Here is a 25,767-nt window from a genome sequence, read left to right on the forward strand (position 1 = left end):
CCACCCTCACCCCATCGCTCGGATGGAGTTACTGGTTGTTGATCGTCCAGCGCGGGCCGGACGGGGTGTCCTCGATCGCCAGCCCGGCCTCGCCGAGCTGGTCACGGATGGCATCCGCGGTGGCGAAGTCCTTGCGGGTCCGGGCCGCCTGCCGCTGCTCCAGGACCAGCCTGACCAGCGAGTCGACGACCCCGTGGAGGTCCTCACCGTGCTCGGCCCCGGTCCACTGCGGGTCCAGCGGGTCGAGGCCCAGTACTCCGAGCATCGCACGGACCTCGGCCAGACGCGCCACCGCGTTCTCCTTGTCGTCCGCGGTGAGGGCGCTGTTGCCCTGGCGGACGGCGGTGTGCACGATGGCCAGCGCCTGGGGAACGCCCAGGTCGTCGTCCATCGCCTCGGCGAAGGCCGGCGGCACCTCGGGCGCCGCGTCGACCGCGCCGCAGCGCTCGACCACGCGCTGGACGAAGCCCTCGATCCGGCCGAAACCGGCCTCGGCCTCGCGCAGCGACTCCTCGCTGTACTCGATCATCGAGCGGTAGTGCGGGGCCGCCAGGTAGTACCGGAGCACGATCGGACGCCAGCGCTCGACCATCTCGGAGACCAGCACCGAGTTGCCGAGCGACTTGCTCATCTTCTCGCCGCTCATGGTGACCCAGGCGTTGTGCACCCAGAAGTTCGCGAAGTCGTCGCCGTACGCCTTGGACTGGGCGATCTCGTTCTCGTGGTGCGGGAAGATCAGGTCGATCCCGCCGCCGTGGACGTCGAAGGCCCGGCCCAGGTACTTGTGCGCCATCGCGGAGCACTCCAGGTGCCAGCCGGGACGGCCGCTGCCCCACGGGGTCTCCCAGCTCGGCTCACCGGCCTTGGCGGTCTTCCACATCGCGAAGTCGCGCGGGTCGCGCTTGCCGGTCTCGCCCTCGCCCTCGGGCTGGCGCAGGTTCTCCAGCTTCTGGTTGGAGAGTTCGAGATAGCCGGGGAAGGACTTCACGTCGAAGTAGACGTTGCCGTCCGACGCGTAGGCGTGCCCCTTCGCGATGAGCGTCCGCATCATCTCGATCATCTCGGGGATGTGCCCGGTGGCCCGCGGCTCGACGGTCGGCGGGAGGCAGCCGAGCGCCGCGTAGCCGTCGTTGAAGGCCCGCTCGTTGGCGTAGGCGATCTGCCACCACGGCGTACCGAGCTGGCGCTCCTTGGCGATGACCTTGTCGTCGATGTCGGTGACGTTGCGCGCGAAGGTCACCTGGTAGCCGCGGTAGGCGAACCACCGCTGCATGATGTCGAAGTTGAGCCCGGACCGGATGTGCCCGATGTGTGGCGCCGACTGGACGGTAGCGCCGCACAGGTAGATCGAGACACAACCCGGTACAAGCGGGACGAAGTCGCGTACCTGGCGGGTGCTGGTGTCGTACAGGCGAATGCTCACAGCGTCAAGCGTAGTGGGCATGAGGGGGTGCCCCGCGACATTCTCGAATGTCAATACCGCGGCTACGCCGTTTCTTCTTCATGGCCTACCGGAGTCACCCGCTCCGCCTGGCTCTCTCAGAGGTTGCCGACCACCTTGCGCGGGCTGAGCCGGACCACCACCCGGACGTCCTCCGGGCCGTCGTAGCCGTAGGACTCCTCGCCGCGGTACTTGCGTGCCAGCTCGTCGATCAGCTCCTTGCCGCCCTCCCGGGTGAGGGTGGCCTCGCCGCGCAACTCCACGTAGGAGTAGGGACTCTCCGGCGGGTTGACCACCAGCGAGATCCGCGGGTCCTTCAGCAGGTTGAGGTGCTTGCGGCGGCCCTCCACTGTGGAGAAGAGGACGTCGTCGCCGTCCCGCTTGACCCAGACCACCGAGGACTGGGGGCTGCCGTCGGGCTGGATGGTGGAGACCACGGCGAAGCTCTTGCCGTCGATCAGGGCCTTGGCCCGGTCGGAGAGCTGTGCGGCCATCGGGGACCTCTTCTCGTCAAGCGGCGTCGGACGGCCCGCGGTGAGCGGGCGGGCCTCGCTCGGCCCGCTCCGAACGGTAGCGACTCGGGCACCGGCCAAGGCTCCTGAACACCCGTCACGGGCCGGGTATTCCCGGCCCGGACCACCCGGACGGCCTACCGGCCGCCGCCACCGCTCCTACCGCCCCCGGGCCGCCCCTGCCGCTGTCCGGCGCTCCTGGTGCGCCCCGGGGTCAGCGGCGCTCGTACACCAGCGCGGTGGCGATCGCCGCGAGCCCCTCGGCCCGGCCGGTGAGGCCGAGGCCGTCCGTCGTCGTCCCGGAGACCGAGACCGGCGCGCCGACCGCCGCCGAGAGCGCGGCCTGCGCCTCGGCGCGCCGCTTGCCGATCTTCGGCCGGACACCGATCACCTGGACGGAGACGTTGCCGATCTCGAAACCGGCCTCGCGCACCAGCCGGGCCGCCTCGCCGAGCAGCCGGACGCCGGACGCGCCCGACCACTCCGGCCGGTCGGTGCCGAAGTGCGCGCCCAGGTCCCCGATCCCGGCGGCCGAGAACAGCGCGTCGCAGGAGGCGTGCGCGGCCACGTCGGCGTCGGAGTGCCCGGCCAGGCCGTACTCGGCGCCCGGCCACTCCAGGCCGGCCACCCAGAGCGGGCGGCCGGCCTCGAAGGCGTGCACATCGGTGCCGATCCCCACCCGGGGGATCATCGGCGGCCGCGAGTCCGCGGCGGGCGGCGCCGGGGCGTGGGCGGTCGGCGCCGCGTCCTCGGCGCGCGGGCCGGAGGCCGTGGGATCAGTAGGCATCGGCGGCCCTCCGGCGGGCGAGAACGGCCTCGGCGAGCACGAGGTCCAGCGGACGGGTCACCTTGAACGCCTCCTCGTGGCCGGGCACCACCACCACCCGGCCGCCGAAGCGCTCCACCAGGCCCGCGTCGTCGGTGACCGCCGGCAGGGCGTCGGCCCCCGCGGCGGCCTCCTCGGCGAGCGCCTTCTCGTGCACCTCGGCCAGCGTCTCCCGGCGGAAGCCCTGTGGAGTCTGCACGGCCCGCAGGGTGGAACGGTCGGGCGTGTCGAGCACCGGCTCGGGACCACCCGGCCGCGGCTCGACCCGCTTCACCGTGTCGGCGAGCGGCACGGCGGGCACCACCGCCTCCGCCCCGCCGCGGACGGCGGCCGCGACGGCGTCCACCACCTCGACCGGCACGAGCGGACGCGCCGCGTCGTGCACCAGGACGATCTCCACCTCGGCCGGGATCGCGGCGAGGCCCAGCCGGACCGACTCCTGGCGGGTCGCCCCGCCCGGCACGACCCGGATGTCCTTGCCGTCCAGGCCGTGGGTGTCGAGCAGTCCGACCACCTCGGCCACGCCGTCGGCCGGCGCCGCGACCACGACCAGCCCGACCGCCCGGCTGCGGGTCAGCGCCCTGACGGCGTGCACCAGGAGCGGCACCCCGCCCAGCTCCCGCAGGGCCTTCGGGGCTCCGGGCCCCAGTCGCTCACCGCGTCCCGCGGCGGGCACCACCGCTGCTGCAACTGCTCCTGTGGCGTTCAGGTTTCACTCCTTCGGCGAAGTGGGTATGGCCATGGCGTGCACGACGGGCGCGCGGGACCCCTTCCGAAAAGCTCCACGGTCTCCCGCCCACAGAACACGCAGAAACGGTCATGCGGGCCCGGGGCCGGCCGGCTCGGGTGCGGGGGCGTCGTCCGGACACGCCTCAGCGCCCGAAGTGCCACTGCACCACTCCAGGACGGTTCGTCCGGTGAGCGGCGCGCCGGCATCGGGCGCTGTGAACGTGTGGGCGGTGGGCGCGAGCCCGACTGCGCTACGAGGCGAGCACCTCGTCGAGCAGCGTCTCCGCCTTGTCCTCGTTGGTGTTCTCGGCCAGCGCGAGCTCGCTGACGAGGATCTGGCGCGCCTTGGCGAGCATGCGCTTCTCACCGGCGGACAGACCGCGCTCGCGCTCGCGACGCCAGAGATCGCGCACAACCTCGGCGACCTTGATAACGTCACCCGAAGCGAGCTTCTCCAGGTTTGCCTTGTAGCGACGGGACCAGTTGGTCGGCTCTTCGGTGTACGGTGCGCGAAGCACCTCGAAGACCCGGTCCAGACCCTCCTGGCCGACTACATCGCGCACGCCGACGAACTCCGCGTTCTCGGCGGGCACCCGGAGCGTCAGGTCTCCCTGCTGCACCTTGAGGACCAGGTAGGTCTTGTCCACACCTTTGATCTGGCGAATTTCGATGGCCTCGATCAGCGCGGCCCCGTGATGGGGGTAGACCACCGTGTCGCCAACCTTGAACGTCATGTGACAGGACCCCTTCCGTGGCTTTCCAGAATAACACGCTTTTCGGCGCACCCGAAGGGCGTTTTCGCAGGTCAGGGCCGGTCTCGGGGCTTGACAAGGACCCCCATGACGTGCTGCGGGCGGCCTTCGGCGCGGGCTTCCCGCAGGTCGGAGGCGGTTCCGGTACCTCCCGAAACCTGCGGCAACACTCCTGAAACCGTGATTGGATCTTGAGATTTCACCGTTTATCGGGCCGTTTCCCGATCGTGATCCGATCTTGGTCGGCACTTGACCAGGACACGCCGGTGTGTTGCCACGAGTACGGCGCCGGGTCGCGGCCGAGGTCGGAGCCGTACCGCCGTCCGGGCCCGGGCCGTGCCGGTGCCGGGCGCGGGGCCCCGCCGGCGCCGCCCCGCCGGTCGTCTCCGGGCGTGGCGGGGTGCCGCCGTCCGGGCGCCGGGCGGACTCCCGGAGCGCGACACGGGGACCACCCCGTGAGGAGCGCATAAGCGAGGTCGATAATCTGAGGCCTGACCACCCGACATGTGACCTAGGAGAAGCCGCCGCCGTGAGCCGCAGCATTCGAGTCGGCAGCATCGCCGCCATCGCCGCCCTCGCCATCGCCTCGCTGTCGTCCTGCTCGGCCGGCAACAAGGCGGAGACTCTGGAGATCAAGCCCGACAACGCCTACGCGACGGTCGGCACCGACCTCCGGCTGAACAACATCGTTGTCGTCACCGGGGACGAGTCCTCCGGCGAGCACACCGGTCCGGCCAACGTGTCGGTGAACATCAGCAACACCGGGACGGAGCCCGTCGAGCTCCAGTCCATCGTCGTGGGCGACGGCGGGGCCGCCGCCTTCGCCGACGAGAAGGGCGCCCCGCTGGGTAGCATCGTCGTCCCCGCCGGCGGCGCCGTGCTGATCGGCGGCGAAGGCAACCCCTCCGCCAAGGTCGCCTCGGCCAGCGTCCACGTCGGTGGCTTCGTGCCCACCGCCTTCGCCTTCAAGAACCGCGAGAAGGTCGCGACCGAGGCCGCGGTCAGCCCGAACAAGGGTCTGTACAAGGGCTGGGGCCCGACCGCCTCCCCCGCCGCCGTGCCGTCCAAGGCCGCCGGCTCGCCCAGCGCCTCGGCCGGTGCCGCCACCCCCTCGGGCACCGCCACCCCCTCCGGTACCGCGGCCGGCACCGGTGCGACCACTCCGGCCGGCACCGCCTCGCCGACCGCCGGCTCCCACTGACCCACCGCCTCCGGCGTCCGGTCCCGCGAACGCGGGGTCCGGGCACCGCGGAGGCGGACACGCGGAGGGCCGGCCGGGCTCGGTCGCGCACGCGAAGGACCCCTCCGGGCGGCTGCCCGGAGGGGTCCTTCGTGGGTCCGCCCGGTCCGCGCCGGCGGAGCGGGCCGCTCTACTGAGCCGCTCACCCGCCCCCGGCACGGGGGCTCCAAATCGTCCGGTCTACGGCTCGAACTTGTAGCCGAGGCCACGGACCGTGACCAGGTAGCGCGGCGCGCCCGGGTCCGGCTCGATCTTCGCCCGCAGTCGCTTCACGTGGACGTCGAGCGTCTTGGTGTCACCGACGTAGTCGGCGCCCCAGACCCGGTCGATCAGCTGCATCCGGGTGAGCACCCGGCCCGCGTTGCGCAGCAGCATCTCCAGCAGGTCGAACTCCTTGAGCGGGAGGTCGACCTTGGCGCCGTCGACGGTCACCACGTGGCGGTCGACGTCCATCCGGACCGGGCCCGCCTCCAGCGCGCCCGGGCCGCCACCGTCGCCGGGGCCCTCGGCCTCGCCGCGCCGGCGCAGCACCGCACGGATCCGGGCCACCAGCTCACGGGTGGAGTAGGGCTTGGTCACGTAGTCGTCCGCACCTATCTCCAGGCCGACGACCTTGTCGATCTCGCTGTCCTTGGCGGTGACCATGATCACCGGGACGTTCGAGCGCACCCGGAGCTGGCGGCAGACCTCGGTGCCGGGCAGGCCCGGCAGCATCAGGTCGAGCAGGACGAGATCGGCGCCGTTCCGTTCGAACTGCTCCAGGGCGTCGGGGCCGGTGGCGGCGATGGCCACCTCGAAGCCCTCCTTGCGGAGCATGTACGAGAGGGCGTCGCTGAACGACTCCTCGTCCTCGACCACCAGTACTCGGGTCACGATCAGGCCTCCGGGGCAAGCTGGGGGGTTGTGTCTGACAGGGGTTGCGCGGACTCCCCGGCGGGGAGCGTGTGGTCCTCGGGGGCCTGCCCGGCGGGCAGGCGCACGGTGAAGGTGGAGCCCTGGCCCTCGACGCTCCACACCGAGACGGTGCCGCCGTGCGAGGCGGCCACGTGCTTGACGATGGAGAGGCCGAGGCCGGTGCCGCCGGTCGCCCGGGACCGGGCCGGGTCGACCCGGTAGAACCGTTCGAACACCCGCTCGCGGTCCTTCTCCGAGATGCCGATGCCCTGGTCGGTCACCGAGATCTCGATCAGCTCGCCGTCGGCCTCGCCGAGGGCGGCGGCGCTGGAGATCCGGCGGGTGGCGATCGCGACCCTGGTCCTCGGCGGGCTGTAGTTCACGGCGTTCTCGACCAGGTTGCCGAGCGCCGCGGCCAGCTGGCCGCGGTGGCCGTGCAGGTAGAGGCCGGCGATGCCGCCGGCCGCGATCAGGATCTGCTTGGCGGCGGCCTGCTGGCGGCAGCGGTCGATCGCCTCCGCGATCAGCTCGTCCACCGCGACCGGCTCCGGGTCGACCATCAGCCGGTCGTCCTGGACCCGGGAGAGGTCGATGATCTCCTGGACCAGGCTGGCCAGCCTGGTCGCCTCGATCTGCATCCGGCCCGCGAAGCGCTGCACCGCCTCCGGGTCGTCGGACGCGTCGGCGACCGCCTCGGAGAGCAGCGAGAGCGCGCCGACCGGCGTCTTGAGTTCGTGGCTGACGTTGGCGACGAAGTCGCGGCGGACCGCCTCGACCCGGCGGCGGTCGGTCTGGTCCTCGACCAGGACCAGGACCAGCCGGGAGCCCAGCGGGGCGACCCGGACCGACACCGCGAGCGGCTCGGCGGCCCGCGCCGCGCCGGGGCGGGGCACCTCCAGCTCGACCTGGCGGATCTCACCGTCCCGGCGGGTGGCCCGGGCCAGCGAGAGCATCTGGTCGATGGCGACCGCGCCGCCGCGCACCAGTCCCATCGCGTACGCCGCGGAGCTGGCCTTGACCACCTCGTCGCCCTCGCCGAGCACGATCGCGCAGGAGCGCAGCACGGAGAGGACGGTGTCGACCCCCGGGGGAAGGGGAGGTTCATGGGTGGGGTTGTTGAGCCCCTGCTGTCGGGTTCTGCCGTTGGTGCCGCCATATCTGCCCTTGGCCTGTTCGCGCTCGCTCCAACGGAAGGCGATGGAGGCCGTGAGGCCGACGCCGAGCCCGGCTATGGCGCAGGCAGCGGCGGCGGCCACGTTCACGTCCATACCGCCAGCCTAAGCGCATGACGTGGCCACTCCTCCAGGGTCGGATCAAGGGATCGGCCGCCCGTTGCCGAGAATTCACCTCCACGTAGCTGCCGATTCACCGCACGGGTCGTGCGTGGTCGCCCGGGCGGCCCAGAGTTGGTCACGCAGCCCGTGTGGGAAGGAACGGTGGATCGAACGCCTGTCCGTCGTCCCCGGTGCGCGCGTACGATGCGCGCCACCAGCAGCGGTCATTCGTACGCCCTACCGACGGTCGTACGGGATGACCGGTCGGCACCGCCACCGACACAGCTACTGAGGAGAGAGCATGCGCGACGCGTACCACGAGGAACTCGACTCGATCGGCGACAGCCTGATCGAGATGGCCCGGCTGGTCGGCTCGGCCCTGGGCCGGGCCACCACCGCGCTCCTCGACGCGGACCTGGCGCTGGCGGAGAGTGTGATCGCCGCCGACGAGAGGATCAACAACCTGCACCACGAGCTGGAGAACCGGGCGATCGACCTGCTCGCCCGCCAGCAGCCGGTCGCCACCGACCTGCGCATCGTCGTCACCTCGCTGCGGATGAGCGCCGACCTGGAGCGCTGCGGCGACCTGGCCCGGCACGTGGCCAAGGTCGCGCGGCTGCGCTACCCCGAGTCGGCGGTGCCGCGCGACCTGCACGCGACCGTCCTGGAGATGGGCCAGCTCGCCCAGCGGCTGGTGGCCAAGGCCGGCCTTGTGATCGCCACCAAGGACGTCGACAAGGCGCTGGAGCTGGAGCAGGACGACGACGCGATCGACGCGCTGCACCGCGACCTGTTCGCGCACCTGATCGACGACCGCTGGCAGCACGGGATCGAGACCGCGGTCGACGTCACGCTGGTCGGCCGCTACTACGAGCGTTTCGCGGACCACGCGGTCTCGGTGGCCAAGCGCGTGGTGTACCTGGTGACCGGCGAGCACGTGGGCGAGTTCATCGCCTCCTCGGAGGCCGCCGGGGAGTGACCCCGGTACGGCACGGCGCCCCCGGAGGCAGGGTCGGTCCCGCCGCCGGGGGCGGCGCCGTGTCCGCTCCGGGCACCGTGGTCTCCGCTCCGGGCGGTGGGCCGGCCCTGTCCCGGGCGGGTGGGTCGCCGCTGGTCGGGGTGGGTGGACCGGCTCCGCCGGTGGCGGGCCGGGGCTCCGACGGGCCGGCGGCGCTCACTCCGCGGGGTGAGTAAACCTCGAACAGGGGTGGTGAGGGCGCACGGCTTCTCGGATCGCCCACCACTGCGCGCCCGTTGACGCCCCGTCCGATCGGCGGTTTCACTCAATGCCGTAGGCACCGAAGTGTGCCCGTCACAAGGAGGGTTCCAGCGCGATGAAGGCAAACCCGACCCGACCGGCACCGGCCCACGAGATCGTCGAGCCGCCCGCCCCGAAGCTGCTGCCCGTCCTCGCGGCCGGCTGCGGCTGTGGTCCGGGCTGCGGCTGCGGCTGCCAGTCCGGCGCCCCCTGCCAGTGCGGCGGGGTCAGCGGCGGCTGCTGCGGCCACTGAGAACCGCCGCACCCGGCGAAGCCCCGTGGTGCACGGCCGCCGTGGGAGACGGTCGTGCACCCCGGTCACCGGGTCGGAGTCCTCCGGCCGCCCGACCACTCGCTCGCGGCGTGCGGCGCGTGGCGTCCAGCGTGCCGCGCGCTGATCAGAACAGGACGTCGGTGCAGGAGTAGAAGGCGTTGCCGGTGTCGGCGATCTCCCAGACCGCCACGACCACCTGGTGCCCGGTCCGGCCGCTCGGGATCGTCGCGGTGCGGCTGAGCGTGCTCGGCACCTGGGTGCCGTTGTACGGGACGGTCAGGAACGGCGTCAGCTCCAGACCGGCCCGGGTGACCTTCTGGCCCGCGTTGTAGCCGGCCTTGGTCAGGTAGTACTTGAAGTTCGCGGTCGCGTGCCGGGCGGTGAACTTCCAGGTGAAGGTGAGCCGCTGCCCCGCCGCCACCTTGGTGGTGGGCCAGGCACCGCCGCGCGGGTCGTCCAGCTCGGCGAACCGGCTGTTGCCGCCGGCGCAGATGGTGCCGTCGGCCGGCCCGGCGCCAGGGAAGCCCTTCGACCCCTCGACGCTCTGCGGCTCCCAGCGGATCGCACCGCAGTCGGTGACCGTACCCGCCCCGCAGAGCGCGGCCCGGCTGGGCGGGGTGGAGATGTAGCCGTGCGACTGCGCCGGCAGGGCGACGGTGAGCGGAACCGCGAGCGCGGCGACGGCCGCTCCCACGAGATGACGTGTGCGCATGGTGCTCCTCCGTGGGGGTGGATGGAGAGTGCGCCGGGCACAGACGCGCGCGCCTGGGGGTGCGGCGGCCATGGAAGATCCGTTGGCATGCCTGTGCCAGGACAGTGCTCACACGGTAGGAGCCCCCACGGCGACCGTCAATGGTCTGAACCACCTTCGCCACACACTGAACCCCCTTGCCGCGCAGGAGGATTGGCCGTGCAGCAGAAACGGCGACGACCCCGCCTCCCGGAGCGGGAAGCGGGGCCGTAGCGGCAAGAGGGTTACTTCTTGCCCTGGTTCTTGACGGCCTCGATGGCGGCTGCGGCGGCGTCCGCGTCGAGGTAGCGGCCGCCCTTGGCGACCGGCTTGAAGTCGGCGTCCAGCTCGTAGACCAGGGGGATGCCGGTCGGGATGTTGAGGCCGGCGATGTCCTCGTCGGAGATGCCGTCGAGGTGCTTCACCAGCGCGCGCAGGCTGTTGCCGTGGGCGGTGACCAGGACGGTCTTGCCGGCGGCGAGGTCCGGGACGATGGCGTCGTACCAGTACGGGAGCATCCGGTCGACGACGTCCTTGAGGCACTCCGTGTTCGGGCGCAGCTCGCTCGGGATGTCGGCGTAGCGGGCGTCACCGGCCTGCGAGTACTCGGCGTCGTCGGCCAGCGCCGGCGGCGGGGTGTCGTACGAGCGGCGCCACAGCTGGAACTGCTCCTCGCCGAACTCGGCCAGGGTCTGGGCCTTGTCCTTGCCCTGGAGGGCGCCGTAGTGGCGCTCGTTCAGACGCCAGCTGCGGCTGACCGGGATCCAGTGGCGGTCGGCCTTGTCCAGGGCGATCTGCGAGGTGCGGATCGCGCGGCGCAGCAGCGAGGTGTGCAGCACGTCGGGGAGCAGGCCCTCGGCGGCGAGGAGCTCGCCGCCACGCGCGGCCTCCTTCTCGCCCTTCTCGTTGAGGTCGACGTCGACCCAACCGGTGAACAGGTTCTTCTGGTTCCACTGGCTCTCGCCGTGGCGGAGGAGGATGAGTCGGTACGTCGTGTCAGCCATGGCCCCCAGCTTAATGGAGGCGTTTAAACGGCTGGTCGGGACCCGCCCCCATGTGTAATGTGTGCTTCGCGCTAGTGACACTTACCTCGCCGCAGCGCGGACATGCCGGTCCGCTCAGCGGAACGCCTGCCGCCCGGGAGCCCTCAGATGCCCGCTTCGCCCCTTCCTGCCCGAATTCGAAGAGTCGCGAGCGAAACGGTGGGCGGACTGCCCCGGCAGTTCTGGTGGCTCTGGACGTCGACCCTGATCAACAAGCTCGGCGCGTTCGTCGTCACGTTCCTGGCGCTCTACCTGACGACCGACCGAGGGTACTCGGCCGCGTACGCGGGTCTGGTCGCCTCGCTGTTCGGCCTGGGCTCGGCCATCGCCGCGATCGTCGCCGGCGTGCTGACCGACCGGATCGGCCGGCGCCCGACGCTGGTCGCCGCACAGCTCGGCACCGCGCTGTTCACGGCGGTGCTGGGCTTCACCGACGGCCAGGTGGCGATCGCCGCGGTCGCCTTCCTGGTCGGCTTCTGCAACAACGCGACCCGCCCGGCCACCTCGGCGATCATCGCCGACATCGTGCCGGCGGCGGACCGGGTCCGGGCCTACTCGCTGAACTACTGGGCGATCAACATCGGCTTCGGCCTCTCCGCGGCCGCCGCCGGCCTGATCGCCACGCACGGCTACCTCACGCTCTTCCTGCTGGACGCACTCTCCACGCTCGTCTGCGCGGTGGTGATCTTCGTCCGGATCCCCGAGACCAAGCCGGACACCCCGGCCGCCCGGGTCGACCAGCCCGCGGTCGGCCTCGGCACGGTCTTCCGGGACAGCCGGTTCATGGCGGTCGTGGGACTCAACCTGCTGCTCGCGCTGGTCGCCCAGCAGGGCAGCACCACGCTCGCCGTGGACATGGGCCGCAACGGCATCACCTCGACCCAGTACGGCCTGGTCATCGGCCTCAACGGCCTGCTGATCGTGGTGCTGCAGATCCCGCTCACCCGGTGGATGGAGGGGCGCAACCGGACGGCGCTCCTGGTCGCCAGCGCGCTGTTCATCGGCTGGGGCTTCGGGCTGACCATGCTCGCCGGGTCCTCCGCGTGGTTCTACGCGTTCACGGTGGCGGTCTGGACGATCGGCGAGATCCTGAACGCGCCGACCATGATGGGCCTGGTCGCCGAGCTGTCACCGACCCACGCCCGGGGCCGCTACCAGGGCGTCTACTCACTGTCCTGGTCGCTCGCCTCGTTCCTCGGCCCGGCGGTCGGCGGAGTGCTGCTGGAGCGGGCCGGGAGCACGGCGGTGTGGGGCGCCTGTGCGGCCTGCGGCACCGTCGCGGCGGCGGGGTACGTCCTGCTCGGGCGGCGCCCGGTCGCCGCCACGGCCGCCGCTCCGGCGAAGCGGACGCCGGTGGTCGAGGCGTCGGCGGTCGAGGTGCCGGCGGTCGAGGTGCCTGTGGTCGACCTGTCGGGGGTGGAGCCGTCGGCCGACGTGGCGTCGACGAAGGTGCCGACCGCGAAGGCGGCGACGGCGAAGGCCCCGGTCGGCCGCTGAGGCGGAGCGTCCCGGAGCCCCGCCGGTCCGGGGCGCTACTGCTGCGCCGTCGGCGCGGCCAGGTGGGCGAAGGCGGCCAGGTTGCGGGTGGACTCCCCGCGCTTGGTGCGCCACTCCCACTCGCGCCGGATCGCCGAGGCGAAGCCCAGCTCCAGCAGCGTGTTGAACGGCTCGTCGGCGCTCTCCAGCACCGTCCCGAGCAGCCGGTCGACGGAGTCCCCGGTGAGCGCCTCCAGCGGCAGCCGGCCGGCCAGGTAGACATCGCCGAGCGCGTCGATCGCGTAGGCGACGCCGTACATCCGGGTGTTGCGCTCCAGCAGCCAGCGGTAGACGGCCTCGTGGTTCTCGTCGGGCCGGCGGATCACGAAGGCGTTCACCGAGAGCGTGTGGTCGCCGACCCGCAGGGCGCAGGTGGTGCTCAGCTTGCGAGTGCCCGGGAGGGTCGCCACCAGGGTGTACGGGTCGGTGGTGGCCGGCTCCCAGCCGACCCCGGCGTCGTCCAGGGCGGTACGCAGGAGGGTGAGGGCCTCGTCCTTGGTGCGGATTGCCATGGGGGTGACGTTACTCGGCGGTACCGGTGGCGCGCAGCAGCACAGCTGCGGCGGCTCCGTGACTCCCGGCCCGGGAGCCGGGGCGGCTCGGAGCCGCTCGGCCCCGACCCCGTAGCTCCGACGACCTGCCCCGGCGACCGCTCCGGCTCAGGCCAGTCGCAGCCGGGACCCGGTGAGCCGGCCGGCCGGGCGGGCCAGGCTGCCGGCGTACACCTCGGCGGTGGTCGCCGCCGCGGTGTCCCAGCCGAACCCGGCGGCGTGCCGGGCCGCCGCCTCGCCGCGCCGGGCGACCAGCGCCGGTTCGGTGACGTACGGCTCCAGCGCCTGTGCCCAGGCGAGCGGATCGTGGCCGTGGACCAGGGTCCCCGTCACGCCGTCGCGGACGGCGACCGGCAGACCGCCGACCGCCGCGGCCACCACCGGCGTCCCACAGGCCTGCGCCTCCAGCGCGACCAGCCCGAAGGACTCGCTGTACGAGGGCATCACCAGCGCCGTGGCCGCGCGGTACCACTCGGCGAGCAGGTCCTGGCCGACCGGCCGGTGGAACCGGACGACGTCGCCGATGCCCAGTTGGGCGGCGAGCTTGTGCAGGCTCTCCGGCTTGGCCAGCCCGGTGCCGGACGGACCGCCGACCACCGGGACCACCAGCCGCTCGCGCAGCTCGGGCCGCGCCTCCAGCAGCGCGGCGACCGCCCGGAGCAGCACGTCCGGCGCCTTCAGCGGCTGTATCCGACCGGCGAACAGCAGCACGGCGGCGTCCTGCGGCAGGCCCAGCCGGGCCCGCGCGGCGGCCCGCGCGTCCGGGGCGCCGGGGCGGAAGACGTCCAGGTTGACGCCCGGGTGGACGACGGCGAGCTGGTCGGGCCGGGCCGCGTAGTGCAGCGCCAGCTCGGCGGCCTCCTCGGTGGTGTTGGCGATCAGCCGGTCGGCGGCCTCCACCACCTGCGTCTCGCCGATCACCCGGGCGGCCGGCTCGGGGGTGTCGCCCTCCGCCAGCGCGGCGTTCTTGACCTTCGCCATGGTGTGCATGGTGTGCACCAGCGGCACGCCCCAGCGCTGGGCGGCCAGCCAGCCGACCTGACCGGACAGCCAGTAATGCGAGTGCACCAGGTCGTAGTGGCCGGGGCGGTGGCCGGCCTCGGTGCGCAGCACGCCGTGGGTGAAGGCGCAGAGCTGGGCCGGCAGGTCCTCCTTCACCAGGCCCTCGTACGGGCCGGCGGTGACGTGGCGCACCAGGACGCCGGGGGCCAGCTCGACGGTGGGCGCGTCGTCCGAGCAGATCGCCCGGGTGAAGACCTCCACCTCGATGTCGAGCTCGGCGAGGCGCTTGGCCAGCTCCACGATGTAGACGTTCATCCCGCCCGCGTCACCGGTACCGGGCTGGTGCAGCGGGGAGGTGTGGACGCTGAGCATGGCGATCCGGCGCGGACGGCGCTGGCGGCCCGGGACGAGCGACTGGAGCCGGCTCCGCACGGGCGGGGTCGGCTGGGCACGGCGTACCGGACGGACGGGGTGCTGGATCACCTGGCTGAAGCCTCCTCTGAGCTGCCCGTCTCTGCAGCCTGCTTGCCTGCTGTTCGGTGTGTGCGCGGCCGCCCACGCCGTACCGCCGCGTCACGGGATGTGGCGCGGCGGCGTGCCGCCCCGTCCGGGCGCACATCACCACCAGTGTGCCAACCACGTGGTCATCGACCGGCATTCCCGTCCCGGCCCATGAGATGGCCCACGGACGGGAACCCGGGCGGCGGGCGGGGGTGCGGGGAGGCGGCCGAGCGGGCCGCCCGCGCCGGGGCGGAGCGGAGCGCAGGGGTCGTCGGAAGGCTTCAGGAGGTGCGGCGGGGGCGCGTGACTCGCCGCGCGGGCGTGTGTCGGGTGGCCGGCGCGGACCGTCCGGGCCGGATCTGCCGCGGGGCGAGCCCGTGCGGCGGCCGGAGCCGGGGCGGCGCGGGCGGCCTCGGGTGGGCCGTACGATTTCCGGCATGGCCGCCTTCTTCGACTCCGCGACCGCGCCTGCCCGCGGACGGACGGGGCGCCCGGTCGGGACGGTGACCCGGGGGACCACCAACACCAACCGGCTGCGCCGGATGGACCGCTGGATCGCCCACACGCTGGGACCGGCACTGCGCTCCGCCGATCGCCCGCCGGTCGCCGTCGACCTCGGGTACGGTGCCGCGCCCTGGACGGCCGTGGAGCTCTCCGGGCGGCTGCGGACGGTGCGGCCGGACGTCCGGGTGGTGGGGATCGAGATCGAGCCGGAGCGGGTCGCCGCGGCGCTGCCGTACGCCGAACCGCCGCTGCTCACCTTCCGGCGCGGCGGCTTCGAGGTGCCGCTGGACGGCGGCGCGCCCGCCCAGCTGATCCGGGCCGCCAACGTGCTGCGGCAGTACGACGAGTCGGCGGTGGCCGGCGTGTGGGACCGGCTCCGGGCCCGGCTGGCGCCGGACGGGCTGCTGGTCGAGGGGACCTGCGACGAGATCGGGCGCCGGCACGTCTGGGTCGCGATCGGTCCGGAGGGCCCCCGCACGGTGACCTTCGCGGCCCGGCTGGGCGGCCTCGGACTCCCGTCCGACCTGGCCGAGCGGCTGCCCAAGGCGCTGATCCACCACAACGTGCCGGGCCGGCCGGTGCACGCCTTCCTCACCGACTTCGACCGCGCCTGGGCGGCCGCCGCGCCGTACGGGGCGTTCGGCGCCCGGCAGCGCTGGGTGGCCGCGTGCACGGCGCTGGCGGGCAGCTGGCCGTTGGTGGACGCGCGCGGGCGGTGGCGGCAGGGCGAGGTCACCGTCCCCTGGACGGCGCTCGCCCCGTAGCAGGCGGCGGCCGGAACGGCCGGACCTGCCTGCCGGACCGGACAGCCTGCCGGACCGGCCTCGGGCGTGCGCGGATGAGCGAACCCGGGGATTCACTCGAACGAGTTATCGAATACCTCTGGCGTGTTGACGCCTCGTCACGCCACGATGGGGGCACTCGGCCGGCACCTCGTGTGCCACCCCTCCGACCCGGCGTTTCGCCTCCTCCCAGCCCCTCCGCTCCCGCTCCGCCACGCCCCTACGACTCATGCCCGCTCCTCCGGCTCCCGCCCCTCGGCCTCCTCGGCCTCTTGTCCGTGCGACCGGCCCCCGTCGAGCCCCAGCGCCCGCCACTCCCGCTCGAACGCCCGGTACGCCTCCGCCCCGAACAGCACGAACCGCACCTCCTCCAGCTCTCCCACCGACCCCGACACCGACACCGACCTCTCGGCCGCGGCCGCGGCCGCGACGGTGCCGAGGGCGATCCGGGCCGCATCGTCCAGCGGCCACCCGTACACCCCGGCCGACACCGCCGGAAAGGCCACCGTGCGCGCGCCGAGCTCCACCGCCACCCGGAGCGACTCGCGGTAGCACGAGGCCAGCTGCTCGGCCCTCTTGTCGTACTCCTCCGCCAGATGAACCGGCCCCACCGTGTGGACCACCCAGCGGGCCGGCAGCCGTCCCGCCGCGGTCGCCACCGCGCACCCGGTGGGCAGCCCCTTGCCGTACTGCGAGGCCCGAAGCCTTCGGCACTCCTCCAGGATCTGCGGTCCGCCCTTGCGGTGGATCGCACCGTCCACGCCACCGCCTCCCAGCAGGGAGGAGTTGGCAGCGTTCACCACCACGTCCACCTGCTGTTCCGTGATGTCACCCTCGACCAGGGTGATCCGCGTCACCGTCATGTCCAACCTCCACCGTCCGTTCCGGAGCTCGCGGGCGCGTGCCCCGGCTGTCGCTGTCGTTCCCGTCATCCCCGTACCCACCGCACCGCCACCGGCGTGGCAGGAGCCACCACAGCGCCGGGCGGCCGAAGAAATCCCCGGAGTCACGTTATGGTCGCGAGAAGTTCCCCGGCGCAGAGTGCCAGGCGGGCACTGCGGACGGGCTCCGACCGTTACGCACTCGGGGAAAAGGAGGAGCAGTCGATGCCCGCTACGGGAGACGGGCGGGCACCTGGTGCCGCGGACCTGTGGGGTGCCCTCGACGGCACCCTCACCGACCGCGCCCGCATTCGGCCCGCCGCCACCGAGCAGTCGGCCGGACCGGCCACGGCGACTCCGCCGATACCCCACCCCCGGTCGGTCACCGCCGGAGCCCCCTCCCGGGGCGCCTCCTCCGCCGTTCCGTCGGCCGCCCCGCTCAAGCTGCTGGTGATCGAGGACGACGCCTCCGACGCCCAGCTGCTCAAGGACGCCGTGGCCGACAGCGGCGCCCAGATCGAGATCCACTGGGCCCGCGGGCTGGAGCAGGCCTCCGAGCTGCTGGCGACCGGCACCTCGGGAGGCCGGCGTGGACGGCAGCGCGCCGCCGGTTTCAGCTGCGTCCTGCTCGACCTGGCCGCCCCCGCCGACCTGCCGCACCCCTCGGACGCCTCCGACGGCCTGGAAGGTCTGCACGAGCTGCTCCGGCGGGCCCCGCACACCGCCGTCGTGGTGCTCACCGACGCCGCGGGCGCCGAACTCGGTGCCGCCGCAGTGGCCGCCGGGGCACAGGACTTCCTGATCAAGCATGAGACGGACGGTCCGCTGCTGGCCCGCGCCCTGCGGTACGCCGTCGAGCGCAAGCGCGCCGACGAGTCGCAGCGGCGTCTGGTCGAGGCCGAGCTGCGCGGCCAGGAGAACGCCCGCCTCCAGCGCCACCTGCTGCCCACTCCCCTGCTGGACGGCGCCGGGTTGTCCTTCACCCGGCGCTACCGCCCCGGCCGCCGCCGCGCCCTGCTCGGCGGCGACTTCTACGACGCCGTCCGCACCGACGACGGCACCGTCCACGTGGTGATCGGCGATGTCTGCGGTCACGGACCGGACGAGGCGGCCCTCGGGGTCGCCCTCCGGATAGCGTGGCGCACCCTGGTCTTCGCCGGCCTCACCGGCGAGGCCCTGCTGACCACCCTCCAGCACGTTCTGGAGCACGAGCGCCGCAGCGACGAGATCTTCGCGACGCTCTGCATGCTGGTCATCGAACCCAACGACGCGACCGGCGAACTCGGCTCACTCGGCGCCGTCGAGCACGCGCAGCTGTACCTCGCCGGGCATCCCGCCCCGCTGCTGCTCGGCACGGACCACAAGCCGGTGACGCTGCCGTCCGACCCGGCCGGCCCCGCGCTCGGTCTGCTGCCCTGCGACGACGGCCTGGCCGTCTGGCCCTCGCACCCGCTCGAACTCCGCCCCGGCTGGCGGCTGCTGCTCTACACCGACGGGCTCATCGAGGGCCGGGTCGGCGCCGGCTCCCGGCGTCTCGGCCAGGACGGGCTGGCCGACCTCGTCGGCGACCACCAGGCCGCCGGGCTGACCAGGGGCCGCCTGATCGACAGCGCGATCGCCGAGGTCGAGGAGCTCAACGGCGGCGCGCTGACGGACGATGTGGCCGTCCTGCTGCTGGAGCGCAACCCGGTGCAGCTGATCCTCGGCTGACGCTCCTCGGCCGAGGCGGCCGGCCCTGCTACCAGCGGCCGCGTCGAGGTGGCACGGGGCACCGGCACAGCAGCGAGCCCCGGTGCGCGCGGATCGGTCCCGCGAGCACCGGGGCTCGTCGCTGAAGTGCCCGGCGTCCTACCAGGGGCCGTACGGACCCATGTTGCGCTGGTCGCCCCGGCCACCGCCCCGGTTGGTCAGCTCCCGGATCGCCGGCCGCACGTCGACCATGTAGACGATCGCGGCGACGAGACCCGCCAGGGTCAGGAAGCTGGTCAGGAAGTTCGCCCCGAACAGCAGGTCCAGCCCGAACGCGATGCCCAGGACGGCCAGCCAGAACCCCTTGGTCTTCTTGTCCGTCGCCCGATAGGCGTCCTCCGGGCGGGTGGCCGCGTCGATCAGTGCGAACAACTTGAAGCCCAGAATGGCGACGGCCAGCCACCAGAACGGGTTCAGGTAGTCCAAGCCCAGGATCTGAGCCACTCCGCCCATCGCGGTCTCCTCTGCGTCTCGGCTCCGGCGTGTCGACCGTCGTCCATCCTGGCACGACGGACCGCTCGCCACGGTGTCAACGTCCCGAGGTCACCGGATGTGCCCTGCGGGCAGCCCGGTCCCACCGGAGTGCGGCGGTGCCGGTGCTACTCGGCGGCCTTCTTGGCCCGGGCCTTCTTCGGTGCGGGCTCCTCGGCGGGGGCGACGGCCGGCTCGTCGTCCTCGACCAGCTCGGCCTCGACCAGCTCGGGGTCCTCGGCGGACTGCGCCGCCCCGACCGGCTCGACCGCGTCGGCCGGGCCGCCCCGCTCGACGACGCCCTTGCCGCGCTCGGCCAGCTCGTCGTAGGCCTCCTTGGCCTTCACCGCCAGCTCGACCGCGCGGCCGACCTGCTGGAGGGCGAAGCTCTGCGCCTTCTCCTGGAGCACCTTGAGGTCGGCGGGCAGGGTGGTCACGGTGCCCGCGACCTTCGCCTGCGCCTCGACCAGCCTGGCCTGCGCGTCCTGGAGCCTGGCGGCGGCCTTGTCCTGCGTGCCCTTGCGGTCCGCGGCCAGGGCCTCGACCTTGCCGGGCACCTCGCGCAGCTTCTCGTAGGCGAGGTCGCCCGCGCCGGCGAGTGCGTAGAGCGGGGTCGGGTCGCTCAGGGTCTTCTTGATCTCGTCCGTGATCGGCATGCCGGTCCTCCCGTGGTCTAGGTTGCCGAGCCGACGGCGGTCGGACCGTCGGCCTCGGGGTCGTGCGGCGCCGCGTCCGTGTCCTTGCGGGCGGCGTTCTCCTTGAGGAAGGCGTCGTAGACCGCGAGCAGCGCCTGCTTCTGCTGCTCGTTGATCAGTGGATCGGCCAGGATCGAGGCCCTCAGCTCCAGGCCCTCACCCCGCCGCTCCTCCAGGATCCCGGCCTGGACGTACAGCGTCTCCGCCGAGATCCGCAGCGCCTTGGCGATCTGCTGCAGGATCTCCGCACTCGGCTTGCGCAACCCTCGCTCGATCTGGCTGAGGTAGGGGTTGGACACGCCGGCGGCCTCGGCGAGTTGCCTCAGCGAGTACTGCGCGTTCCGCCGCTGCTCGCGGATGTACTCGCCCAGCGAGCCGACGTTCAGTGAGGCCATGGGCCCAGCCTGCCCCACCGTGCTTGCAAATGCAAGCACGGTGCTAGCAACAGCAAACGCGTCGGCGCCGGATGCTTCCGCCCGCGCGCCTGTGGGCACGTCCGGCCCGCTCAGGCCGGCGGGCCGCCTACTCGTCGCCGCTGCTGGACCGCTTGATACTGCGGCGGCGGTTCCGCCGCGCGATGTGCAGCAGCTCGCCCGCGGCCAGGGTCACCGCCGCCACCGCGCGGACCCATCGGGGCCCACCCCGATCGGCCCACACGACACAGACGCACCCGCCGATGGCGAGCGCCAGGATCCCGAACAACAGAACGATCATGAGCCCACCCCTGCGGTCGTTCGTCCATCCATGACATGGAGTCTTCCGGAGTGGCGACGTTCTACGCGTGGCACGACGGGATTGCCGGGCAGCTGAGGTGTTCGACCGGACCGGTGCCGCCGACCGGGTCGCCGTTCGGCGGCACCTGGCCGACGGCCCGGCTTCCTCGAAGTTCCACGCCGGCCGACGGGCCCGACCGGCCAGAGCGACGGCAGCGGGCCCTTCGGACCGGCGGCCGGAAGTCAGGCCGACCGGTGCCCGTCGAGCCGGGGGCGGGGGCCGGCTCCGGACCGCGTGGCAGGGGCGCGCGCCGTCCAGGATTCGCCGATACCGCCGGTGCTTCCCCGTGGTGGTCGAGGCCCGCGACCAGCGCCGCCCCGACCGACCTCGGCGGATCAGACGCCGTCCGCCACCCGGACCGGCATCAGGATGGAGAAGGTGCCGTCGCGGCCGGCCGTGCGGATGGCCAGGGGGGCGATGGGACCGGCGAGTTCGAGGACGAGCTGCTCGGGGCCGGCGGCCGGCAGGGCGTCGAGGAGGAAGTCGCGGTTGACGGCCACCCGGAGGTCCCCGGGGGCCGGGTCGCCGTCGGCGGCGACGGTGAGCCGCCCGTCCCGGCCGACGGTGAGCACGGTGACCTCGCAGACTCCGCCGTTCGGGCCCGAGGGCAGGCTGCGGGTGGCACCGGACTCGACGGCGTCGCGCAGCTCGGCGGCGGCCAGGTCGATCCGGTGGACCGGGCCCAGCCGGGTCAGCGAACGGTAGTCGGGGAAGTCGTGGTCGAGGGCGGCGCCCTCGATCCGGTGACCGCCGGTCTCGGCCCGGACCAGGCCCGCGCCGAGGGTCAGTTCGGCCTCCTCGGCCCCGGAGCCCAGCAGCGCGCGGATACCGTCGACCAGGGCGGTCGGAGCGATCGCGGCGACCGGGGCCCAGCCCTCGCCAGGTGCGTCCGGCAGGTCGGGCGCGTCCGGCAGCCGCACCTCGGCGAGCGCCATCCGGTACCGGTCGGTGGCGACCAGCCGCAGCAGTCCACCCTCCAGGTCGAACAACACCCCGGACAGCACCGGGAGTTCGGGGTCGGCGCCGACCGCGAAGCGAACCGCACCGAGGGCCTCGGCCAGTTCGCGCGCGGGGACGGTGAAGGTACGGGCGGCGGGCGTGGCGGTCATGGGGTTCTCCCTCTGGTCGATCAGCGTGCGGATCAGGGAGAGCTCCCGGCGCGCGTCCGCGAGACCGGCCTCCAGCCGGCGCAGGTGCGCGTCGACCACCCGGTGGGCCGCGCCGGAACCGGCTTCCGCACCGAGCACGGCCCGGATGTCGGCCAGCGGCAGGCCCACCCAGCGGAGGCGGCAGAGCAGCCGGGCGTCGGCGAGCTGGGCGGGCGCGTACCAGCGGTAGCCGGTCTGCGGGTCGACCCAGGCGGGGGTGAGCACGTCGGCGCCGTCGTAGAAGCGCAGCGCGCTGACGCCGAGGCCGCTGTCGCGGGCCAGTTCACCGATGCTGCGCAGGTCGCTCTCCATGCCCGGGACTCTCCGACCTCGACCAGGTCGAGGGTCAAGCCGCACGGCCGGACCGGACGTGACGATACCGATCGCCGCCCGCCGGCCACCCCCGGGGCGGCAGGCGCCCGCCACCCCCTCGCCGCTCCGTCGTCCGGGTGATTCCGCGAGCCGCGCGGACCTCATGGTTGAACTTTGAACGAAACCGTCCTATGGTGGAGGCAACAAGTTGAAGCCTAAACAAATGGCTTCCGACCCGAGGAGGAGCCATGGGCCTTTTCAACCGCACCAAGACCGCCGCCACCGCCACCGCCGTCGTCGAGACCCCGGCCGGACCGGACCTCGCCCACCTCACCGGTGACTGGGCGATCGACACCACCCACAGCGAGGTCGGCTTCTCGGTGCGCCACGCCATGGTCACCAACGTCAAGGGCCGCTTCACCGAGTACGACGGCAAGCTGCACCTGGACGGCGCCCTCCCGCACAACTCCACCGCCGAGCTGGTGATCAAGGTGGCGAGCATCGACACCAACCAGGCCCAGCGCGACGAGCACCTGCGCACCGGCGACTTCTTCGCGGCCGAGGCCCACCCGGAGATCCGCTTCCGCAGCACCTCCGCCGAGCGCCTGCGCGGCGACTCATACCGGATGACGGGCGACCTCACCATCAAGGGCACCACCCGGTCGATCGTCCTGGACCTCGACTACACGGGCAGCGCCACCGACGCCTACGGCGCCGAGCGGATCGGCTTCGAGGGGACGGCCGTGCTGGACCGCACCGACTGGGGCCTCAGCTACAACGCCGCGCTGGAGACCGGCGGCGTGCTGATCGGCGAGAAGGTCAAGCTCAACTTCGACATCTCCGCCGTCAAGGCGGCCTGACCCGGCCGACCGCTGTCACGGCCCCGCGTTCGACCCGCCCCTGCCGACCCCCGAACGGCAGGGGCGGGTTCATGCCGCGAACCGCGCCCGCCCGGGCCGCGCCCCGAGCCTCCCCGCCCCACGGCTACGGACGCCTACGCCGCGAGCAGCGCGGCGTCCGCCTCCGCCAGCCAGCTGCCGGCCGGGCGGCTCAGCCAGCCCTCGCGCGCCCCGAGTTCGGCGGCCGCCGCCTCCAGCGCGGACAGACCCGGGTGCCGCAGGTCCGACCGGCGCACCAGACTCACCAGCGTCAACGGCACCGGATCGACCAGTGGCACGTTCACCACACCGGGGATCAGCGGGCCCCCGACGGTGGTCAGCATCGGGTCGCCGTGCCGGGTGAGGTAGCGGGCGGTCTCGTCCACCCCGACCGGCGGCGCGTACGGCGCGGCGGGCGTGAGACCGTGGTCGCGCAGCAGCCAGGTCCCCAGGTCGGCCCACTCGGTGGTGGCCGGATTGCCCGCGCAGACGTCCACCGGGTGCCCGGCCAGGTCCGCGAGCCGCAGCGCGGGCCGGTCGGCGAGCGGGTGGCCGACCGCCATCATCACCGAGACCCGCTCCAGCCGGACCGGCGTCTGGGCCAGTTGAGCACGCAGGCCGGCCGGCAGACCGGCGAAGCGCCCGAACGCCGCATCCAGCCGGTGCGCCGCCAACTCCTCGGCGGCCGCAGCGAGTCCGCCGAGGAAGCGGGCCAGGATCTCGCCCTCCGGCCAGGCGGCCCGGGCCCGTTCGAGCACCCGGTCGGTGGTCAGGTCCGGCCCGGAGACGTCGCTGTTGAGGTCGAGCAGCAGTGGGCGCCGCTCGGCACCGTTGACGATCTCGTCGTGCAGGGCCAGCAGCCGGCGGGCCTGCGGCAGCAACCGTCGCCCGGCCGGGGTGAGGTCGACGCTGCGGGTGGTGCGGGTGAAGAGCGCGTCACCGAGCAGCTTCTCCAGCGTGCGGACGTCGCGGCTGAGCGCCTGCTGGGCGACGTGCAGCCGCTGGGCGGCCCGGCCGAAGTGCAGCGTCTCGGCCGTGGCGACGAAGCCGCGGAGCAGCCGGGGGTGCAGGTCATGGGGCATGGCGGCAGATTAACAACAGCCTGATGTGAGTACGGCGAAACAGGTGTTGGACCGGAAGCGGGCGGCTGTTCGAGGCTGGAGCCCTCCCCGACCCCTCCGTGAGGAGTTCCATGCCCGCCTCCTACCGCCGGCTGTTCGCACTGCCCGGTACCGCCGCCTTCACCCTGGCCGGGCTGCTCGGCCGGCTCACGATGTCGATGACCGGCGTCGCCCTGGTGGTGCTGCTCTCGGAGCGGCGCGGCTCGTACGCGCTGGCGGGCACCGTCGCGGCGGTCGGCCTGGCCACCGGGGCGATCGGCATGCCGCTGCTCGGCCGGCTGGTCGACCGGTACGGGCAGGCCCGCATCACCGTCCCGGCCACCCTGTACAACGCCGTCCCGCTCGTCGGCCTGCTGCTCTGCGTCCGGTTCGACGCACCGGACTGGACGCTGTTCGTCTGCTGGGCGGCCTGCGCGGCGGCACCGAACCTGGGCGGCATGGCGCGGGCCCGCTGGGCACACCTGTACCGGGACGACGCGGCGGCCCGGCACCTGGCCAACTCCTTCGAGCAGTCGTTGGACGAGCTCTGCTTCATGGCCGGTCCGGTGCTCGCGATGGTGCTCTGCACCACCGTCGCACCGGAGGCCGGTCTGCTCGCCGCCGGGGTCTTCGGCAGCGCCGGCGCCCTGCTGTTCGCCGCCCAGCGCCGGACCGAACCCCCGCTCGCGGGCCGGCGCCCCGGCTCGACGGCCGACCGGTCCGGACCCCGCCCCGAGTGCTCGGACCCCGCCGATCGCGCGCACCGGCACGGCTCTCCGCTCCGGACCCCCGGGCTGCGGGTGCTGCTGCTGACCTTCCTCGCCACCGGCGTGGTCTTCGGTTCAATGGAGCTCACCACCGTGGCGTACGCCGACGCGCTCGGCCACAAGCCGCTGGCGGGCGGGCTGTTGGCACTGGTGGCGGGCGGTTCCTGCGTGGCCGGACTGGTCTTCGGCCTGCTCCGGCCCCGCCGGGCGGCGGGCGTCCGCTTCCTGTTCGGCGTCACGGCGATGGCCGTGCTGCTGCTCCTGCCGCTGGCCGCCGGGCTCGGCGGGGCCGGGCTCGTCCTGCTCGGCGCGGCGCTGTTCGTGGCCGGGACGGGCACCGCCCCGACCATGGTCACCGGTATGACGCTCGTCCAGGAGCTCCTGCCGGAGCGGCAGTTGAACGAGGGCATGGCGGTGGCGGTGTCCGGCATCGTGGTCGGCATCTCGGCCGGGGCGGCGCTCGCCGGCGCGGTCGCCGAGCACACCGCCCCCGGCACCGGCTACTGGCTGCCGGCCGGCGCCGCCTCGCTCGCCCTGCTGATCGCCCTGGCCGGCCGCCGCCACCTGCGGACGCCGGCCGCTCCCCCGGCGCCCCGGGGTTCCGGACGGATTGTCAGTGCCGCGCACTAGCGTGCTCGACATGGAACCGGCGACCATCCGATACGTCCGTGGCGATGCCACCGCGCCCCAGGGCAAGGGCGTGAAGGTGATCGCCCATATCTGCAACGACCTCGGCGGCTGGGGAAAGGGCTTCGTCCTGGCGCTCTCACGGCGCTGGCCGGAGCCGGAGGCGGCGTTCCGCCGCTGGCACCGGGAGCGCACGAAGAACGACTTCGGCCTGGGCGCGGTGCAGATGGTCCAGGTCGAGCCGTACATCCGGGTGGCCAACATGGTCGGCCAGCGCGGCATCCGGACTGGCCGGTCGACGGGCCCACCGGTGCGGTACGGGGCGATCGACTCCGCGCTGGCGGCACTGGCCGGACACGCACTCGCGCTCGGCGCCTCCGTCCACATGCCCCGGATCGGCTGCGGCCTGGCGGGCGGGCGCTGGGAGCTGGTCGAGCCGCTGGTGACGGCCCGACTGGTGGATCAGGGGGTGCCGGTGACGGTCTACGACCATGACTAGCCGACCACCACCGGTTC

27 protein-coding genes are annotated in these 25,767 nt (G+C 73.3%); 9 read left to right on the forward strand and 18 right to left on the reverse strand.

Going from position 1 to position 25,767, the window contains the following annotated elements; genetic code table 11:
• Nucleotides 1-28 precede the first annotated feature (28 nt).
• The 5 genes from cysS to ACIF6L_RS02210 form a co-directional block, all read right to left on the reverse strand.
• A complete protein-coding gene (cysS, locus tag ACIF6L_RS02190) occupies nt 29-1,423 on the reverse strand; it encodes a cysteine--tRNA ligase (RefSeq protein WP_359834125.1) in 1,395 nt (464 codons plus the stop codon).
• A 116-nt stretch (nt 1,424-1,539) separates the two neighbouring features.
• Nucleotides 1,540-1,935 (reverse strand): PPOX class F420-dependent oxidoreductase, encoded by a 396-nt coding sequence (locus ACIF6L_RS02195; protein WP_329488383.1) that lies wholly within the window; start codon nt 1,933-1,935, stop codon nt 1,540-1,542.
• A gap of 232 nt (nt 1,936-2,167) precedes the next feature.
• On the reverse strand, nt 2,168-2,644 hold the full coding sequence (ispF, locus tag ACIF6L_RS02200; RefSeq protein ID WP_396486180.1) for a 2-C-methyl-D-erythritol 2,4-cyclodiphosphate synthase: 477 nt from the start codon (nt 2,642-2,644) through the stop codon (nt 2,168-2,170).
• Between the two features lie 85 nt (nt 2,645-2,729).
• Nucleotides 2,730-3,488, reverse strand: coding sequence for a 2-C-methyl-D-erythritol 4-phosphate cytidylyltransferase (gene ispD, locus ACIF6L_RS02205; protein ID WP_329492152.1), 759 nt, complete (start codon nt 3,486-3,488; stop codon nt 2,730-2,732).
• A gap of 271 nt (nt 3,489-3,759) precedes the next feature.
• The gene (locus ACIF6L_RS02210; RefSeq protein WP_030244332.1) at nt 3,760-4,242 is read right to left on the reverse strand and encodes a CarD family transcriptional regulator; all 483 of its coding nucleotides are present in this window, start codon (nt 4,240-4,242) and stop codon (nt 3,760-3,762) included.
• Between the two features lie 547 nt (nt 4,243-4,789).
• Here ACIF6L_RS02210 and ACIF6L_RS02215 point away from each other — a divergent pair.
• Nucleotides 4,790-5,461 (forward strand): DUF461 domain-containing protein, encoded by a 672-nt coding sequence (locus ACIF6L_RS02215; RefSeq protein WP_359805199.1) that lies wholly within the window; start codon nt 4,790-4,792, stop codon nt 5,459-5,461.
• Nucleotides 5,462-5,680: 219 nt separating this feature from the next.
• Here ACIF6L_RS02215 and ACIF6L_RS02220 read toward each other — a convergent pair whose 3' ends face one another.
• Together ACIF6L_RS02220 and ACIF6L_RS02225 are read right to left on the reverse strand one after the other, a co-directional pair.
• Nucleotides 5,681-6,373, reverse strand: coding sequence for a response regulator transcription factor (locus ACIF6L_RS02220; protein ID WP_238863613.1), 693 nt, complete (start codon nt 6,371-6,373; stop codon nt 5,681-5,683).
• Between the two features lie 2 nt (nt 6,374-6,375).
• Entirely contained in the window at nt 6,376-7,662 is a 1,287-nt protein-coding gene (locus ACIF6L_RS02225; RefSeq protein ID WP_329488388.1) for an ATP-binding protein, read from the reverse strand.
• A gap of 307 nt (nt 7,663-7,969) precedes the next feature.
• Here ACIF6L_RS02225 and phoU point away from each other — a divergent pair, with 307 nt between their 5' ends.
• Nucleotides 7,970-8,647 carry a phosphate signaling complex protein PhoU gene (phoU, locus tag ACIF6L_RS02230; protein ID WP_359805202.1) on the forward strand — a complete coding sequence of 226 codons (678 nt, stop codon included), beginning with the start codon at nt 7,970-7,972 and terminating at the stop codon, nt 8,645-8,647.
• 355 nt (nt 8,648-9,002) lie between these two features.
• Complete coding sequence (locus ACIF6L_RS02235; protein WP_329488390.1) at nt 9,003-9,179, forward strand: hypothetical protein; 177 nt, start codon at nt 9,003-9,005, stop codon at nt 9,177-9,179.
• A gap of 145 nt (nt 9,180-9,324) precedes the next feature.
• Here the strand turns inward: ACIF6L_RS02235 and ACIF6L_RS02240 are convergent, their stop codons facing one another.
• Complete coding sequence (locus ACIF6L_RS02240) at nt 9,325-9,912, reverse strand: lytic polysaccharide monooxygenase (RefSeq protein WP_396485872.1); 588 nt, start codon at nt 9,910-9,912, stop codon at nt 9,325-9,327.
• Between the two features lie 263 nt (nt 9,913-10,175).
• Complete coding sequence (locus ACIF6L_RS02245; protein WP_329488392.1) at nt 10,176-10,934, reverse strand: phosphoglyceromutase; 759 nt, start codon at nt 10,932-10,934, stop codon at nt 10,176-10,178.
• A gap of 147 nt (nt 10,935-11,081) precedes the next feature.
• On the opposite strand from ACIF6L_RS02245, the gene ACIF6L_RS02250 reads away from it, so the two are divergent.
• Complete coding sequence (locus ACIF6L_RS02250; protein WP_396485873.1) at nt 11,082-12,470, forward strand: MDR family MFS transporter; 1,389 nt, start codon at nt 11,082-11,084, stop codon at nt 12,468-12,470.
• Nucleotides 12,471-12,505: 35 nt separating this feature from the next.
• On the opposite strand, the gene ACIF6L_RS02255 is transcribed toward ACIF6L_RS02250, so the two are convergent.
• Together ACIF6L_RS02255 and mshA are read right to left on the reverse strand one after the other, a co-directional pair.
• Nucleotides 12,506-13,021: a YbjN domain-containing protein gene (locus ACIF6L_RS02255; RefSeq protein ID WP_329488395.1), complete on the reverse strand. Its 516-nt coding sequence runs from the start codon at nt 13,019-13,021 to the stop codon at nt 12,506-12,508.
• Nucleotides 13,022-13,168: 147 nt separating this feature from the next.
• Complete coding sequence (mshA, locus tag ACIF6L_RS02260) at nt 13,169-14,545, reverse strand: D-inositol-3-phosphate glycosyltransferase (RefSeq protein ID WP_396485874.1); 1,377 nt, start codon at nt 14,543-14,545, stop codon at nt 13,169-13,171.
• Nucleotides 14,546-15,000: 455 nt separating this feature from the next.
• On the opposite strand from mshA, the gene ACIF6L_RS02265 reads away from it, so the two are divergent.
• Nucleotides 15,001-15,831, forward strand: a complete 831-nt coding sequence (locus ACIF6L_RS02265) for a class I SAM-dependent methyltransferase (RefSeq protein WP_329488396.1) — start codon at nt 15,001-15,003, stop codon at nt 15,829-15,831.
• A gap of 245 nt (nt 15,832-16,076) precedes the next feature.
• On the opposite strand, the gene ACIF6L_RS02270 is transcribed toward ACIF6L_RS02265, so the two are convergent.
• Complete coding sequence (locus tag ACIF6L_RS02270) at nt 16,077-16,712, reverse strand: O-acetyl-ADP-ribose deacetylase (RefSeq protein ID WP_396485875.1); 636 nt, start codon at nt 16,710-16,712, stop codon at nt 16,077-16,079.
• A 243-nt stretch (nt 16,713-16,955) separates the two neighbouring features.
• On the opposite strand from ACIF6L_RS02270, the gene ACIF6L_RS02275 reads away from it, so the two are divergent.
• Nucleotides 16,956-18,440, forward strand: a complete 1,485-nt coding sequence (locus tag ACIF6L_RS02275; protein WP_396485876.1) for a PP2C family protein-serine/threonine phosphatase — start codon at nt 16,956-16,958, stop codon at nt 18,438-18,440.
• 138 nt (nt 18,441-18,578) lie between these two features.
• Here ACIF6L_RS02275 and ACIF6L_RS02280 read toward each other — a convergent pair whose 3' ends face one another.
• The 5 genes from ACIF6L_RS02280 to ACIF6L_RS02300 all read right to left on the reverse strand — a co-directional run bounded on the left by ACIF6L_RS02280 (nt 18,579) and on the right by ACIF6L_RS02300 (nt 21,879).
• On the reverse strand, nt 18,579-18,932 hold the full coding sequence (locus ACIF6L_RS02280) for a DUF2516 family protein (protein ID WP_359805215.1): 354 nt from the start codon (nt 18,930-18,932) through the stop codon (nt 18,579-18,581).
• A gap of 146 nt (nt 18,933-19,078) precedes the next feature.
• Nucleotides 19,079-19,606 carry a hypothetical protein gene (locus ACIF6L_RS02285; protein ID WP_396485877.1) on the reverse strand — a complete coding sequence of 176 codons (528 nt, stop codon included), beginning with the start codon at nt 19,604-19,606 and terminating at the stop codon, nt 19,079-19,081.
• 17 nt (nt 19,607-19,623) lie between these two features.
• Nucleotides 19,624-20,040 carry a helix-turn-helix transcriptional regulator gene (locus tag ACIF6L_RS02290; protein ID WP_329488401.1) on the reverse strand — a complete coding sequence of 139 codons (417 nt, stop codon included), beginning with the start codon at nt 20,038-20,040 and terminating at the stop codon, nt 19,624-19,626.
• 127 nt (nt 20,041-20,167) lie between these two features.
• Nucleotides 20,168-20,359: a hypothetical protein gene (locus tag ACIF6L_RS02295; RefSeq protein WP_396485878.1), complete on the reverse strand. Its 192-nt coding sequence runs from the start codon at nt 20,357-20,359 to the stop codon at nt 20,168-20,170.
• 395 nt (nt 20,360-20,754) lie between these two features.
• A complete protein-coding gene (locus ACIF6L_RS02300) occupies nt 20,755-21,879 on the reverse strand; it encodes a MerR family transcriptional regulator (RefSeq protein ID WP_396485879.1) in 1,125 nt (374 codons plus the stop codon).
• Between the two features lie 248 nt (nt 21,880-22,127).
• On the opposite strand from ACIF6L_RS02300, the gene ACIF6L_RS02305 reads away from it, so the two are divergent.
• On the forward strand, nt 22,128-22,739 hold the full coding sequence (locus ACIF6L_RS02305) for a YceI family protein (RefSeq protein ID WP_396485880.1): 612 nt from the start codon (nt 22,128-22,130) through the stop codon (nt 22,737-22,739).
• 134 nt (nt 22,740-22,873) lie between these two features.
• Here ACIF6L_RS02305 and ACIF6L_RS02310 read toward each other — a convergent pair whose 3' ends face one another.
• Nucleotides 22,874-23,839 carry a LysR family transcriptional regulator gene (locus ACIF6L_RS02310; RefSeq protein WP_396485881.1) on the reverse strand — a complete coding sequence of 322 codons (966 nt, stop codon included), beginning with the start codon at nt 23,837-23,839 and terminating at the stop codon, nt 22,874-22,876.
• Between the two features lie 110 nt (nt 23,840-23,949).
• Between ACIF6L_RS02310 and ACIF6L_RS02315 the strand changes: the two genes are divergently transcribed.
• Nucleotides 23,950-25,254 (forward strand): MFS transporter, encoded by a 1,305-nt coding sequence (locus ACIF6L_RS02315; protein WP_396485882.1) that lies wholly within the window; start codon nt 23,950-23,952, stop codon nt 25,252-25,254.
• Between the two features lie 10 nt (nt 25,255-25,264).
• Nucleotides 25,265-25,750 (forward strand): Appr-1-p processing protein, encoded by a 486-nt coding sequence (locus tag ACIF6L_RS02320; RefSeq protein ID WP_396485883.1) that lies wholly within the window; start codon nt 25,265-25,267, stop codon nt 25,748-25,750.
• Nucleotides 25,751-25,767 lie beyond the last annotated feature (17 nt).

Origin of the sequence: Kitasatospora sp. NPDC086009 (assembly GCF_044540385.1) — a bacterium.
GTDB lineage: Bacteria > Actinomycetota > Actinomycetes > Streptomycetales > Streptomycetaceae > Kitasatospora.